16 protein-coding genes are annotated in these 12,968 nt (G+C 40.4%); 11 read left to right on the top strand and 5 right to left on the bottom strand.

All coding sequences use genetic code 11. The annotated features are described in order from the left end of the window. Window positions 1-15: 15 nt before the first annotated feature. The 6 genes from ureE to IAE19_RS08245 all read left to right on the top strand — a co-directional run bounded on the left by ureE (window position 16) and on the right by IAE19_RS08245 (window position 3,329). On the top strand, window positions 16-495 hold the full coding sequence (ureE, locus tag IAE19_RS08270; RefSeq protein WP_200460464.1) for an urease accessory protein UreE: 480 nt from the start codon (window positions 16-18) through the stop codon (window positions 493-495). Then, window positions 485-1,147 (top strand): urease accessory protein UreF, encoded by a 663-nt coding sequence (locus IAE19_RS08265; protein ID WP_200460463.1) that lies wholly within the window; start codon window positions 485-487, stop codon window positions 1,145-1,147. Before ureE ends, IAE19_RS08265 begins: the two co-directional genes overlap by 11 nt. 93 nt (window positions 1,148-1,240) lie before the next feature. Continuing rightward, the gene (gene ureG, locus IAE19_RS08260) at window positions 1,241-1,855 is read left to right on the top strand and encodes an urease accessory protein UreG (protein ID WP_200460462.1); all 615 of its coding nucleotides are present in this window, start codon (window positions 1,241-1,243) and stop codon (window positions 1,853-1,855) included. A gap of 9 nt (window positions 1,856-1,864) precedes the next feature. Continuing rightward, window positions 1,865-2,437, top strand: coding sequence for a HupE/UreJ family protein (locus IAE19_RS08255; RefSeq protein WP_200460461.1), 573 nt, complete (start codon window positions 1,865-1,867; stop codon window positions 2,435-2,437). Between the two features lie 66 nt (window positions 2,438-2,503). After that, entirely contained in the window at window positions 2,504-2,959 is a 456-nt protein-coding gene (locus IAE19_RS08250; RefSeq protein ID WP_200460460.1) for a hypothetical protein, read from the top strand. A gap of 133 nt (window positions 2,960-3,092) precedes the next feature. Next, a complete protein-coding gene (locus IAE19_RS08245; protein ID WP_227612215.1) occupies window positions 3,093-3,329 on the top strand; it encodes a hypothetical protein in 237 nt (78 codons plus the stop codon). An 8-nt stretch (window positions 3,330-3,337) separates the two neighbouring features. Here the strand turns inward: IAE19_RS08245 and IAE19_RS08240 are convergent, their stop codons facing one another. From IAE19_RS08240 to mrdA, 3 genes are read right to left on the bottom strand one after another with little or no spacing between them, the layout of a single operon-like run. Then, window positions 3,338-4,072, bottom strand: a complete 735-nt coding sequence (locus IAE19_RS08240) for a sulfite exporter TauE/SafE family protein (RefSeq protein ID WP_200460459.1) — start codon at window positions 4,070-4,072, stop codon at window positions 3,338-3,340. 32 nt (window positions 4,073-4,104) lie between these two features. Then, on the bottom strand, window positions 4,105-4,650 hold the full coding sequence (gene rsmD / locus IAE19_RS08235) for a 16S rRNA (guanine(966)-N(2))-methyltransferase RsmD (protein WP_200460458.1): 546 nt from the start codon (window positions 4,648-4,650) through the stop codon (window positions 4,105-4,107). Continuing rightward, window positions 4,650-6,674 carry a penicillin-binding protein 2 gene (mrdA, locus tag IAE19_RS08230; RefSeq protein WP_200460457.1) on the bottom strand — a complete coding sequence of 675 codons (2,025 nt, stop codon included), beginning with the start codon at window positions 6,672-6,674 and terminating at the stop codon, window positions 4,650-4,652. Before mrdA ends, rsmD begins: the two co-directional genes overlap by 1 nt. Window positions 6,675-6,910: 236 nt before the next feature. On the opposite strand from mrdA, the gene IAE19_RS08225 reads away from it, so the two are divergent. The 4 genes from IAE19_RS08225 to IAE19_RS08210 all read left to right on the top strand — a co-directional run bounded on the left by IAE19_RS08225 (window position 6,911) and on the right by IAE19_RS08210 (window position 9,795). Next, window positions 6,911-7,429, top strand: a complete 519-nt coding sequence (locus tag IAE19_RS08225; RefSeq protein ID WP_200460456.1) for a hypothetical protein — start codon at window positions 6,911-6,913, stop codon at window positions 7,427-7,429. A 63-nt stretch (window positions 7,430-7,492) separates the two neighbouring features. Continuing rightward, complete coding sequence (locus tag IAE19_RS08220; RefSeq protein ID WP_200460455.1) at window positions 7,493-8,809, top strand: hypothetical protein; 1,317 nt, start codon at window positions 7,493-7,495, stop codon at window positions 8,807-8,809. 83 nt (window positions 8,810-8,892) lie between these two features. After that, on the top strand, window positions 8,893-9,552 hold the full coding sequence (gene adk / locus IAE19_RS08215) for an adenylate kinase (protein ID WP_200460454.1): 660 nt from the start codon (window positions 8,893-8,895) through the stop codon (window positions 9,550-9,552). Window positions 9,553-9,621: 69 nt separating this feature from the next. Next, the gene (locus IAE19_RS08210) at window positions 9,622-9,795 is read left to right on the top strand and encodes a hypothetical protein (protein WP_200460453.1); all 174 of its coding nucleotides are present in this window, start codon (window positions 9,622-9,624) and stop codon (window positions 9,793-9,795) included. A gap of 17 nt (window positions 9,796-9,812) precedes the next feature. Here the strand turns inward: IAE19_RS08210 and nth are convergent, their stop codons facing one another. After that, a complete protein-coding gene (gene nth, locus IAE19_RS08205; RefSeq protein ID WP_200460452.1) occupies window positions 9,813-10,496 on the bottom strand; it encodes an endonuclease III in 684 nt (227 codons plus the stop codon). Further along, window positions 10,497-11,291, bottom strand: coding sequence for an RnfABCDGE type electron transport complex subunit B (locus IAE19_RS08200; RefSeq protein WP_200460451.1), 795 nt, complete (start codon window positions 11,289-11,291; stop codon window positions 10,497-10,499). A gap of 288 nt (window positions 11,292-11,579) precedes the next feature. On the opposite strand from IAE19_RS08200, the gene gdhA reads away from it, so the two are divergent. After that, window positions 11,580-12,965: an NADP-specific glutamate dehydrogenase gene (gdhA, locus tag IAE19_RS08195; RefSeq protein WP_320159414.1), complete on the top strand. Its 1,386-nt coding sequence runs from the start codon at window positions 11,580-11,582 to the stop codon at window positions 12,963-12,965. Window positions 12,966-12,968: the final 3 nt, after the last annotated feature.

The raw sequence follows: 12,968 nt of genomic DNA, 5'->3' as shown, positions 1-12,968 counted from the left end.
AGTATGAGGAATTCTATGAAAATCTACACCCAGCGTCTCAATGAAATATTACCTGATCAGACTTTTGATACTGTCGAATTGACTTTTGATACACGACAAAAATCGCGTTTCCGTGCCACTTTAGCCAATGGCACAGATATTGGTGTTGATTTACCACGTACTGGCATTTTACGCAGTGGATCTTTTATTGCCACTAACAACGGTGAGATATTACGCGTCGATGCCAAGCCAGAACCACTCATGCAAGTGATGGCCAAAACTGATTTTGAATTACTTAAGGCCGCTTATCATCTAGGTAATCGTCATGTACCTTTAATGTTGACGCCTTATGCGCTGTATTTTGAACCTGATCATGTATTGGCAGAAATGGTCGAGGGTTTAGGGCTGGACGTAAAACAAGTTGAACATGCTTTTGAACCCGAAAGTGGCGCTTATGCACAGCATGCGCATGATCATCGTTTAAGTCCAATCAAGTCCTTACATCATGTCCATTAAGGCTGCGCAACTACTCAAGCTGTTGACCTTGTCATCAACGGCGTTGCCTGTAGGCGCATATTGTTATTCTCAAGGTGTTGAAAGTGCAATTGAAACAGGATTGATTCAGGATGAAGCCAGTAGTGTGGCCTATTTTGAAGAAGTGCTGGAAATGCTTTTGATACGGTTTGAATTACCTGTATTGAAACGTTTAATGACGTCTTATGCCAATGATGTGCAGTTTTTATATTGGGCTGATTTATATAAAGCCAGCCGTGAGAGTAAAGAACTCTTGGCAGAGTCACAGCAGCTGGCATTTTCATTAAATGCATGGATTAAAGATGTCTTGAAAATGCCTGTTGAAGTGAAAAAACAATATGGTTTTGTACCTGTTTATGCACAATTATGTGGCCGTTTAGGTTTAAACGAAGCGGATGTTTTAACGGCTTATAGTTTTAGTGTGCTGGAAAACCAAGTCTTGGCAGCTGTTAAAACTGTACCGCTGGGTCAGATGAGTGGACAGCGGATTTTGTGGCATTTACATCATCTAGTGCCACAGGCAGTCGAACAGGCTTTAGCATTAGCAGATGATGAGATCAGCAGTGCCTTACCCCAATATGCCATGTTTAGTATGCGACATGAAACCCAGTATTCGCGATTATTTAGATCCTAAATTTTTACTACAACATTTTAGTTATCTTTCAAAGATGTAAGTGAAAAACTAGGTGTATAAAATTTTATAGAGTTATAGAAATAGGAATCAAAAATGACAGAACGTAGTCCTTTACGTGTAGGTATTGGTGGTCCAGTTGGATCAGGTAAAACTGCACTAACCTTAAACTTATGCCGTGCATTGCGTAATAAATACAACATGGCAGTTGTGACAAATGACATTTATACCAAAGAAGACTCAAATTTCCTGACGCGTAATGAAGCGATGTCGCCAGACCGTATCGTGGGTGTTGAAACTGGCGGTTGTCCGCACACAGCAATCCGCGAAGATGCATCTATTAATCTGGCGGCGATTGATGACTTATGTGAAAAGTTTGAGGGTTTGGAACTAATCATCATTGAAAGTGGCGGCGATAATTTGGCTGCAACATTTAGTCCAGAATTGTCTGATCTCACTTTGTATGTGATTGATGTGGCAGGCGGTGAGAAAATTCCACGTAAAGGCGGCCCAGGCATTACCAAGTCAGATTTACTTATTATTAATAAGACTGATCTTGCGCCGATGGTAGGGGCAAATCTTGACGTTATGGAACAGGATGCCAAACGTATGCGCGGCGAAAAACCTTTTTTATTTTCAAACATGAAAACAGAAGATGGTTTAACCCAAATTATTGAATTCATTGAAAAGCAAGGCTTATTTAAAGCTTAAGGAGGCGCTATGCGCGCATTCAACAAACAGCTATTAGTGGTCATGTTTGGTTTTTTGCCGATGATCACTATGGCTCATCCTGGACATGATCAGACGCATTTGGGATTTTGGGAAGGCTTAATCCATCCTTTTACTGGACTTGATCATCTAATGATGGCGATTGGGTTTGGTGTATTGTTGTGGACCGTGGCAAAACAATGGCGAATTTTAGGCATATTGGGTTTAAGCTTAAGTTTGGTAATTGGCTTTATTCTGGGCGCAAATCAGATTGTATCAGCAAGTGTGGCTGAGTATGGCATCGTTGCTTCTTTGGTGGTGCTAGCGATTGCACTATGGAGCAGATCCTATCGCGTATTACCGATAGCCGCTGTATTGATGGCGAGTTTTCACGGAATAGCGCATGGGGTTGAACTTGCGCCACAAGGTCATACAGTGGGGTTAGTGCTCGGCATGATCTCTGGTATGACGATTTTATATGTTATGGGTCTGGGTTTGGGTGAATTCATTCGCCGCTATGTGCCTTATGGTCGTAAGATTATGGCAGGTTTGGCCGCTATCGTTGCAGTAGTTGGTTTAACTTAGTGAATTGTATTTATTCAAGTTTAAAGGTAGCGTATGCTACCTTTTTTATTCTTTTTTTAAGAGACAATGGGTTTTCATAAAATCATTTTCAGGATATTTATTGTATGGGATATTACATATTTACCCTATGCTTATGCCTATGATTTTTTTGCCGAAAATTCTTCAACACAGGTGGCAGAGGTCGAATATAGCCCTGAGAATACAGATTTGAATCAAATACAAAAACATTTGGCTGAACAGCATGAGCAAGAAGAAAATAATTATGAGATTCTGAAAAATCCTTTTTACTCCAACGAACGTATCAATATCTACAACTACACCGCTTATAATGCTGATAGCCTAAAAAATAAAATGATCAATGGTGGTTCAGAGCATATTAGTGCCAATGATTTGTCCATTTCATTTGGCTATGGCATGACCTATAAAATTAATACACAACATAAAGTGGGTTACGAATATATTTCAAGTTTTCCTTATGATCGTGGCCAATTGATCCGTATTTTTTGGATTTGGTCTTTTTAAGATTGCAGTTAAGTATATTTACCGATTTAACATAACAAATATAGAGCATATCTAAATTACTTGTATTTTCTTCAAATTGATTTGTCTGGTTTCAGGCAGACTGATTGCAGTTTGAAAAGCAAGAGAGTTTAGCATGATGAAAAAAATACGTTCTTTAGTTTTGATTGTTTTGAGTTTATTTGGATGTATTTTGAGTTTACCTAGTCAGGCCCAAAACAATACACTAATCTCTAGTCAATTTATGATGCACCATTCAAAACATTGGAGCTTGCAGCCTCAGCAGCAAAATGACGATGATGATGTACGTGAACGTCGTGAGGAAGAAATGGTTCGTGATATTCGACCTGTTCGACTGGACCGTCCCCAGTAAATAAATGTTTAGACCAACGTTGAGACCACCAAAAAAGCTCCAGAAGCAAACAATAACGAGAGCACGATTTGTTTGAACTGCTTTTCTGAGATTTTATAAAATAACTGCGCGCCCAATATTGCTGGAACAGTGACACTGACCATCAGGGCAAAAATATAAGGCCATTGTCCGAATTGCACAGTCCCTTGAAAAATATAGACAGCAAAAGTAAACAGCTGAATCCCAAAATTAAAATGTCTGAGGATGTAACGTTGTTCAATTTTACTTAAACCCTTAAGCATGACCCAAGCAGAGGGCAATGAACCGCAAAAACCACCCAGTCCACCTAACACACCACCAAAAAAACCAATCATTGCATCTGTTTTTTTGCCTAGGCTTTTTAATGATTTAAATTCAGGTGCAAAGTACATCACTGGACACCAGATCAGTAAAAAAAGACCTAAGATCAGTTTAAAAGTTTGCGCATTAATTTGATGTAAAAGATAAGTGCCTAAAGGAACTCCGATTAAGCCTGCGATGATATAAGGAAGAACCAGAGATACATTGAGCTGATGTGGGCGTTCTTTACTCAATGCGATAATATGGCTCCATAAAGAAGCAAAAACCACAAGTGGAGCAGCCAGTTGAGGCGGTAAAGCCCACACCCAAAAAGACATGGCAACCAAGGCAAAAGCAAAACCCGTTAGTCCCTGAACAAAACCTGCAATACACGCGCCGACTAAAAATAATGACCATGATTGCATAAATATTTTATCTCATCATTTAGACGAAGGATTTAATTTTTTTGGAAAAGTCCTGCGCGAACTGTGCCTGCTTTGGTGGATTTTATCAACTGCCATGATGATGGCAAATCTAACCGATTCAGTTCCTGATCCGCTTCGACATAAATAAAGGCTTGCTCTTTTAATAAAGGATCGATCAATGTGGAAAGATCTTTCCAAAGTTGCAGGGTGTAGGGCGGATCAAGAAAAACCACATCAAACTGCTGATTAAGTTTTGGTAATACCTGTTGTGCGGTTGCAACCTTTAACTCACAATTTTGTGCGGCGAGAAGTTGAATATTTTGCTTCAGGATTTTAGCTTGAGTTAAATCAGGCTCGATCATCAGAACTGAACTAGCCCCGCGTGATAGTGCCTCAAAAGCCAAAGCACCTGAACCGGTACAAACGTCCAGCACCACAGCATTTGGAATGTCCCACATCAACCAATTGAATAAGGTTTCACGAACCCGATCTGGAGTAGGCCGCAATCCATCTATACTTGCAAAAGGAAGAACACGACGTTTCCATTCTCCTCCAATAATTCTGAGTTGATTCTTCATTACTCCGTATCCTCGGCAGTAATGGGAACAGATGCAGGTGCAGCTTGTGTTTGAGGTTTTTGTTCAGGTTTTTTCTTATTAAGATTGGCACTCGGATCAGCTTCTAGTATGGCACTACTTGGAAGTTCACCAGGCTTAATTCCTGCGGTCATTAATCCACCGCTAATTTGATGGTTTGCTGGGCGAATTTGCTCTTTTTTACGGTTGACAAGCCAATAATCAAATATAGGTTTGGCAAGCTGAGCGGCTGAACCCCCATGGCGGCCATTTTCCCAAATGACTGAAATGGCAATTTCAGGATTTTCGGCAGGCGCAAATCCAACAAATAAACCATGATCCAGTTGGCGCTGGGTAAGAATGGACTCGTTATAGCGTTTACCCTGCGCAATACTTTTAACTTGTGCAGTTCCTGTTTTACCCGCAATTTGATAAAGCGGTGTACGAATACCACGTCCAGTACCAGATTGAACTACATCGACCATCGCATCACGCATGTTGATCCAGTCTTGTTCGGTCCCATTAAAATTAATTTTGCCATCTGGCGCATTGTGAATTTCATGTTTTTTTGCCCCACGAGTGGCACGTAATACATGCGGGGTCACATGCGCACCATGATTAGCTGTAATCGCGGTTGCCATTGCGAGTTGAAGTGGAGTAGCAGTAAAAGCACCCTGACCAATACTAACGGAAATAGTTTCACCTTTTAACCATTTTGATTTTCGGGTACGCATTTTCCATTCAGGACTTGGATAGAGACCGGTACTTTCACTAGGTAAATCAACTCCAGTTTTTTCACCGAAACCAAATTGACGCATCCAGTCATTCATGCGTTCGATGCCCATCTGATAGGACAATACATAAAAATAAGTATCACACGATTGAATGATGGCTTTGTGCATGTTTACGACACCATGACCAGTTTTTTTCCAGTCACGGAATTTATGTGAGTCACCAGGAAGATGGAAGTACCCTGGATCATTAATGGTCGTTGCCCAATCAACTAAAGCATAATGAATACCACCCATAGCCTCCATTGGCTTGATCGTGGAACCGGGAGGATAAGCTCCCTGAACCGCACGGTTATAAAGTGGCTGATCCAGATTGTCGCGCAATGCACTATAGTCTGTACCGCTAATACCGGTAACAAATAGATTTGGATTAAAACTTGGACTGGAAACCAGTGCTAAAATTTCACCTGTGCGCGGGTCTATTGCTACGATTGCCCCACGTTTGTCTGCCAGTTGTTCTGCCGCAACCACTTGTAGGCCATAATCCAAAGACAGATATAAATCATTCCCACGAGTGGATTCTTTACGACCTAAGTGCCTGAGAACATTCCCATGTGCATCGGCCTCAATAGATTCATAGCCAGGCGTACCATGCAATAAATCTTCGTAGGTTTTTTCAACTCCGATTTTCCCAATCAGGTTCGTTCCTGCATAAATATCACTATTAATCGATTTTAATTCTTTATCATTGATTCGACCCACATAACCAATCACATGAGCAAATAAATCACCATGTGGATAATAGCGTGTCATTTGGGTTTCAATCCGTACCCCAGGAAACTTATATTTTACTTCACTGAATTTAGCGATATCTGTTTCTGTTAGATTCAGCTTAATCGACACTCGTTCGGTTTTGCGTGCGGTTTTGATTCGTGATTTAAAACGATCAATATCATCCTGACTGAGGCTTAAAATAGGGGTCAGTTGTTCAACCGTGCCTTCAATATCTTCAATATCGGCTTTGCTTAGTGTTGCAGTAAAAACTGGATAATTATCTGCAAGCAAAACACCATTACGGTCATAGATATAACCTCGCGCAGGAGCGAGAGGTTGTAAGCGGATACGGTTTTTATCAGAGGCTGTTGAAAACTCCTCATAATGCACAATTTGCAAATATGCATAACGACTAAGCAGTAGTAATAAAGAACAGCAAACTAGTCCAATGGCAAAAAAGATTCGCCCTCGATAAATGCGCTTTTCTTGCTGATTATCTTTTAAAGGAAAGTGCTGTTTCATACCTAACTGACTTGACAAAGCAGACCACAAAAATAGCCGACAAGTTTAACCCATTCGTCATCATAATTTTGGATATTTTTAAATTATTCACGAAATTTTTTTAATTGCTTTTTTGACCATGCAGACATCAAAATTGTAATGTGCTGTATATAAGAACGAAAATAATTCTGTTAAAGTCACAAATTGGATGAGTGGAATCCCCTATATCAGATAAATAGGGAAACATGGAGAAAATAATGAAAAAAATCTATCCCTTGGTCGTGCTTCTAGCCCTTAGTCAGGCAGCCTTTGCAGATGAAAATCGTTTTAAACCTGAAGCAAAACTCACCGAGGGAAGCGCATCGACATGGAATGCAGGTGCCGGGATTACCCAAAAATTAATTCATCTGAACGGTGAATGGGTGAATCCATATGGAATAGCCTATGCTAAAGTGGGTACTTATCTAAATGGCGACCATAACTTTGGTGGTCAAGTCGGTTTTCGCTATCCTTATTACCTCACTGGTGTAAATAAAAATGGCTATTATGTTGGGCTGTATGCAGGTTCAATTGAAAGTAAAGAAATCAATGGCGATGATAAAACCCGTTTAGGTGGTGGCGTTGATCTCTCTTATGTATGGCTGGATAAAGAACGAATCAGTACTGTTAGTGTAGGCATTGGTGCGGGTGAAAAGTTAAAAGATGCGAGCGGCGAGGTTGTAGCGGATATAGAACCCAAACTACAAGTTTCCTATACGTTAAGTATTGGCCTGTAATGTTTAATTGTAGCTTTAAAAATGTAGAAGCCCATAAAGTAGAATGAAATACGAGAGTAATGGATGTTAGAGTTCGTCAGTAATTTGTGGCAAGCCTTTTTAAACCGACCTGATCATCTGGCGGTCTTGAGTATTATTCCAGTAACTGCCTTTGTGACATGGGCACATGTGTGGATGGCTTTAAAAATGGTGTTTTACCCAATTAATTTCTGGGGATTCCACCTAGGGCCATTACCCGTCGGCTGGCAGGGGATAGTGCCAAGAAAAGCTGGACGTATCTCGGGCATTATTACCGATAATACTTTATCCAAACTAGGTTCCCTACGCGAATTTCTTGAGGCGATGGATCCTGCTGACATGGCACGGATTATTGGCGAGCAGGTTGGTTTTGAGCTTGAGCATTTGATTGATGAAGTCATGATTGATCGAAATGCGGTCCTCTGGGAAAATTTGCCTTATTCCATTAAGCGTCGTATTTATGCGCAGGCGCACAAACAATTACCTGCTGTGTTAAAAGAATTAGTGACTGAACTGACCATGAACGTCGAGTCACTTGTAAATATGCGTGAAATGGTTGTTAGCCAGATGGAAGGTGACCGCCGTTTAATGGTACGCATGTTTTTAAAAGTGGGTCAAAAAGAAATCAATTTTATTTGGCATATTAGTGCATTAATTGGGATGTTTTTTGGTATTTTCCAAATGCTGGTGTGGTTCTTTGTGCCATGGCACTGGACAGTACCTTTCTGGGCTGCGATTTGGGGCTTTTTAACCAACTGGATTGCGATCTGGATGGTATTTAACCCGATTGAACCGCATTATATCCGCTATCCTCAGTTCTTTCGTTTAACGACTGACCGTAAGTTTCCGTGGGTTGTTCCCGTCATTCCACGTATTGGAACGTATAATGTTCAAGGCGCATTTATGAAGCGTCAGGAAGAAGTATCGGATGTATTTGCAAGTGTGGTCACCGAAGATCTGATTACTCTTAAATCCATTATGACTGAAATGATGTATGGCAGTAAAAAAGATAAAACTCGCCGAATTGTCAAGCGTCATATTAATGAAATAATGGAAACCCCGTTGGTAAGAACTTCACTACAGCTTTCCTTGGGACCACGTGAATATGCTAAACTTAAGACAGACTTGATTGATCGATCAATTGAAATTACGATGGTGCCTGTATGCGACCCTGCTTTTAATGCGAGCCGTGCACAGAAAATATTTCAAATGTTTCGTGATCGTATTCGTGAACTAACCCCCAAAGAGTTTCAGAATCTTTTGCGTCCTGCATTTCAGGAAGACGAATGGATTTTGATTGTGTTGGGTGGGGTCACAGGTTTTATCGCAGGTACGATTCACTTATTTGTTGCTTTCTTATAATTTAATTAGATGTTGGTAGGTATGGTCTATACAACCATAGTCAAAGACATCATGAAAATTGTTCTTAATGAGGATTTTTTGTTATGCGCATTATTTTACTCGGACCACCTGGAGCAGGTAAAGGTACTCAGGCTCAGTTGATCTGTAAGCGCTACGATATCCCACAAATTTCAACCGGTGATATGCTCCGTGCTGCAATTCGTGAAGGTACTGAACTCGGCCTTAAAGCTAAAAGCGTAATGGAATCTGGTGGTTTGGTATCAGATGAGCTGATTATTGGCTTGGTAAAAGAACGCATTGCACAACCTGATTGTGTTAATGGCTGCATTTTTGATGGTTTCCCGCGTACTATTCCACAAGCAGAAGCTTTGGAGAAAGAAGGTATTTCAATTGATCACGTGATTGAGATTGCTGTACCAGACGAAGAAATCATTAAACGTCTTTCAGGGCGCCGCCAACACCCTGCTTCTGGTCGTGTTTATCATATTGAATACAATCCACCAAAAGTCGAAGGTAAGGATGATGTAACAGGTGAAGAACTGGTACAACGTCCTGATGATCAGGAAGAAACGATTCGTAAACGTTTAGGATCTTATCATACTGAAACTGAGCAACTCGTAGGTTTCTATCAAGGACGTGCAGCGTCTGGTGAAAATGCACCGACGTATGACAAACTAGACGGTTTACGTAAAATCGAAGATGTGCAAAAAGATTTATTTGCAATTTTAGATCAAACTAAATAAGCCGCATTATTTTGTTTTAAAAGAGCTCTGTTATGATAGGGCTCTTTTTGTTTTTCAAGGTCGATTATTTTGAAGATCGCTTTAGTTGTTTTGGTGATTCTAAGTTTAGCTGGGCTTGGCTATTTACTTTATATTAGTTATAAAATGCTACGTCGCGTACAACAGCAGGAAGCACAGGAAAAAATACAAAATAAATCAATACATAAAGATCCTGTTAAATCTTCTGAAAAGAAGTCCGATTAAATCAGATTAAAAGAGTTTTATGATTGAATAGGTAGCGCACCTTTATGTGCCCCAAACTCAAAACGCTCAGGCCAATTACACACATCTGATACTACACATTCACCGCATTTGGGTTTACGTGCCACACAGCAGTAACGACCATGTAAAATTAACCAATGATGTGCATCCACGATAAATTCTTTAGGAATGACTTTAATTAGACGGTGTTCCACTTCCAATACATTTTTTCCAACTGCCAAACCTGTACGATTCCCTACGCGAAAAATATGGGTGTCGACGGCCATAGTGGGCTGACCAAACGCAGTATTTAATACCACATTTGCTGTTTTGCGTCCTACACCTGGTAATGCTTCAAGTTCAGGTCGGGTACTCGGAACTTCACCTTGATACTTTTCCAGTAAAATTTGACAAGTCTTGATGACATTTTCTGCTTTGGCGTTATATAAACCAATAGTTTTAATATATTCTTTCAGCCCATCCACGCCAAGCGCATAAATTTGTGCGGGTGTATGAGCCACAGGATAAAGTTTATCTGTCGCTTTATTGACACTCACATCTGTGGCTTGTGCGGAAAGCATCACGGCAATCAATAGTTCAAATGGTGAAGAATAATTAAGTTCAGTTTGTGGATGAGGTCGCTGAGCACGTAGACGTTCAAAAAACGTTTGAATCTGTTTTTTGGTCATATTCTTCACTGGCATTTAAAGCTCCTGAATTTCGCCTAAACGTTGCTGTAATTGATCAAGTTGCTGCTGTTTTGTAGGATCTGGCCGAACATTTAGCTGTTTTTCTAGTTTTTTGATCTGTGTCCGGATTTTAGCCAATTCGATCGTGGTTTTGGCATCTATCGAATTTGTTATTTTGGTCTTACCTTCAAGACGCTGAATAACTGGTATTTCTTCAAGCGCATTTGAAAACTGGGCGAATAACTCAGTGTCAATCTCAGCACGAACAACAGGTCCTTTACGATGAACGCGACGTAATTCTTCACGTTGAATATGAGCGTAATAACGTTGTCTTAAATCACTTTGTTCCTGTTGCTTTTGAAGGGGTGTTAAAAGCGGCTGTGGGTCTTCAATGAGATCAATACAATCTACAGGACAAGGAGGAATACACAGTTCACAGCCCGTACATAAGTCGCTTAGAACACTATGCATAAGTTTTCCGCTTCCGATGATGGCATCAACAGGGCAGGCATTAATACATTTGGTACAACCAATACACTCATCTTCACGAATAATGGCTTTCATTCGTTGTGGACGGCCATCCTCTTGAATGGGCCAAACACTTGCCTCAGCTTGCAAAAAAGGCCGCTGTAACAATGTTGCAAGTGCATCTGCAACGGGCTGACCACCCGGAACACATTTATTGGCATCTTCACCTTCAACAATCGATTTTGCATAAGGTAAACATCCATCACGATGTCCACATAAACCGCATTGGGTTTGGGGTAATAGAGCATCAATTTCGCGGATTAGCGTAATAGCAGCATTCATGGGTTTGGCAAACTGAAGAAAAGATTAAAGAAGTAGCAGTGAAAATAAATGATACACAGACCAGCGTGCTATTTTAGCATGAAAAAAGCCTTAAGATATTGATCTATTATGGTTCTATAAATGCGTTAAAATAGCGCATGATTAAACAAAAGTGATATAGCTAATAAATAAAGTGTTTAAACTAATTGTATGAATTATAAATAAAAATAAAAAAATATAAATAATGATTGTGCTTGGGTGCCAAACATTATTTAATCAGTTGCTCTAAAATTTATCATTCTTTGAGAAATTTGCACAATATTGAATCATTTTACAACTGAGGACGAAGCGTTGAAATATACTAGCCTTAACGACTTCCTAAACGCCGTGAAAGCACGGGATCCGCATCAACCAGAATTTCTACAAGCCGTTGAAGAAGTCATGATGAGCTTGTGGCCCTTTATTGAAAAGCATCCTGAATATGCAGAGTATGGTTTGCTGGAACGTTTGGTCGAACCTGAGCGCGCAATTCAATTTCGTGTATCGTGGGTCGATGATCAAGGTCAAACGCAAGTTAATCGTGCTTTTCGGGTGCAATATAATTCTGCAATTGGACCATTTAAAGGCGGGATGCGTTTTCATCCTTCTGTTAATTTATCTATTCTCAAATTTTTAGGTTTTGAACAGACCTTTAAAAATGCATTGACGACCTTGCCTATGGGTGGCGGTAAAGGTGGTTCAGATTTTGATCCTAAAGGAAAGTCTGAAGGCGAAATCATGCGTTTTTGCCAGGCATTAATGATTGAACTTTCTCGTCATTTAGGACCAGATACAGATATTCCCGCCGGTGATATTGGGGTAGGTGGGCGTGAAGTCGGCTACATGGCAGGTATGATGAAAAAACTCAGTAATAATACTTCATCTGTATTTACTGGTAAGGGAATTTCTTTTGGCGGCAGCTTAATGCGTCCTGAGGCTACAGGTTACGGTACGGTTTATTTTGCAGAAGAAATGTTAAAAACGCACGGAACACATTTTCAGGATAAAACAGTTGCAATCTCAGGTTCAGGAAATGTTGCCCAGTTTGCTGCTGAAAAAGCGATGTTTCTTGGTGCAAAAGTCGTGACATTATCTGATTCCAACGGCACGGTTTATCTAAAAAATGGGTTTACCGATGAGCTTTTAGTTGAAATTATGGAACTTAAAAATAAAAAGCGTGGCCGTATTTCTGAGTTCGCATCTAAACATGGTTTTGAATATTTCGAAGGGAAAACGCCATGGCATATTCCTGTCGATATTGCTTTGCCATGTGCTACTCAAAATGAATTGACGGCGCAAGATGCTGAAGTTTTGATTAAAAATGGAGTGATCTGTGTTGCTGAAGGTGCAAATATGCCATCGACATTGGGCGCAGTTGAGAAATTTATTGAGGCTAAAATTTTATATGCGCCGGGTAAAGCGTCAAATGCGGGTGGGGTAGCTACTTCTGGTCTTGAAATGTCACAGAATGCAATTCGTCTAGCGTGGTCTCATGCAGAAGTTGATGAGCGCTTACATGCCATTATGAAAGATATTCACGCGAACTGCGTGAAGTATGGAACCAAAGACGATGGTTCTGTGAATTATGTAGATGGTGCCAATATTGCAGGTTTTGTAAAAGTCGCTGATGCCATGTTGGCACAGGGTGTGTTTTAAATC

The sequence above is a fragment of the Acinetobacter sp. S40 genome (genome assembly GCF_016624705.1).
GTDB lineage: Bacteria > Pseudomonadota > Gammaproteobacteria > Pseudomonadales > Moraxellaceae > Acinetobacter.
Note: the sequence above shows the minus strand (reverse complement) of the source record. Positions and strands in the feature narration are given on the sequence as shown.

Bases quoted from the DNA above. Each gene is read 5' to 3' on its own strand.
- ureE (WP_200460464.1), top strand. From the start codon at position 16: ATGAAAATCTACACCCAGCGTCTCAATGAAATATTACCTGATCAGACT.
- IAE19_RS08265 (WP_200460463.1), top strand. From the start codon at position 485: ATGTCCATTAAGGCTGCGCAACTACTCAAGCTGTTGACCTTGTCATCA.
- ureG (WP_200460462.1), top strand. From the start codon at position 1,241: ATGACAGAACGTAGTCCTTTACGTGTAGGTATTGGTGGTCCAGTTGGA.
- IAE19_RS08255 (WP_200460461.1), top strand. From the start codon at position 1,865: ATGCGCGCATTCAACAAACAGCTATTAGTGGTCATGTTTGGTTTTTTG.
- IAE19_RS08250 (WP_200460460.1), top strand. From the start codon at position 2,504: ATGGGTTTTCATAAAATCATTTTCAGGATATTTATTGTATGGGATATT.
- IAE19_RS08245 (WP_227612215.1), top strand. From the start codon at position 3,093: ATGATGAAAAAAATACGTTCTTTAGTTTTGATTGTTTTGAGTTTATTT.
- IAE19_RS08240 (WP_200460459.1), bottom strand. From the start codon at position 4,072: ATGCAATCATGGTCATTATTTTTAGTCGGCGCGTGTATTGCAGGTTTT.
- rsmD (WP_200460458.1), bottom strand. From the start codon at position 4,650: ATGAAGAATCAACTCAGAATTATTGGAGGAGAATGGAAACGTCGTGTT.
- mrdA (WP_200460457.1), bottom strand. From the start codon at position 6,674: ATGAAACAGCACTTTCCTTTAAAAGATAATCAGCAAGAAAAGCGCATT.
- IAE19_RS08225 (WP_200460456.1), top strand. From the start codon at position 6,911: ATGAAAAAAATCTATCCCTTGGTCGTGCTTCTAGCCCTTAGTCAGGCA.
- IAE19_RS08220 (WP_200460455.1), top strand. From the start codon at position 7,493: ATGTTAGAGTTCGTCAGTAATTTGTGGCAAGCCTTTTTAAACCGACCT.
- adk (WP_200460454.1), top strand. From the start codon at position 8,893: ATGCGCATTATTTTACTCGGACCACCTGGAGCAGGTAAAGGTACTCAG.
- nth (WP_200460452.1), bottom strand. From the start codon at position 10,496: ATGCCAGTGAAGAATATGACCAAAAAACAGATTCAAACGTTTTTTGAA.
- IAE19_RS08200 (WP_200460451.1), bottom strand. From the start codon at position 11,291: ATGAATGCTGCTATTACGCTAATCCGCGAAATTGATGCTCTATTACCC.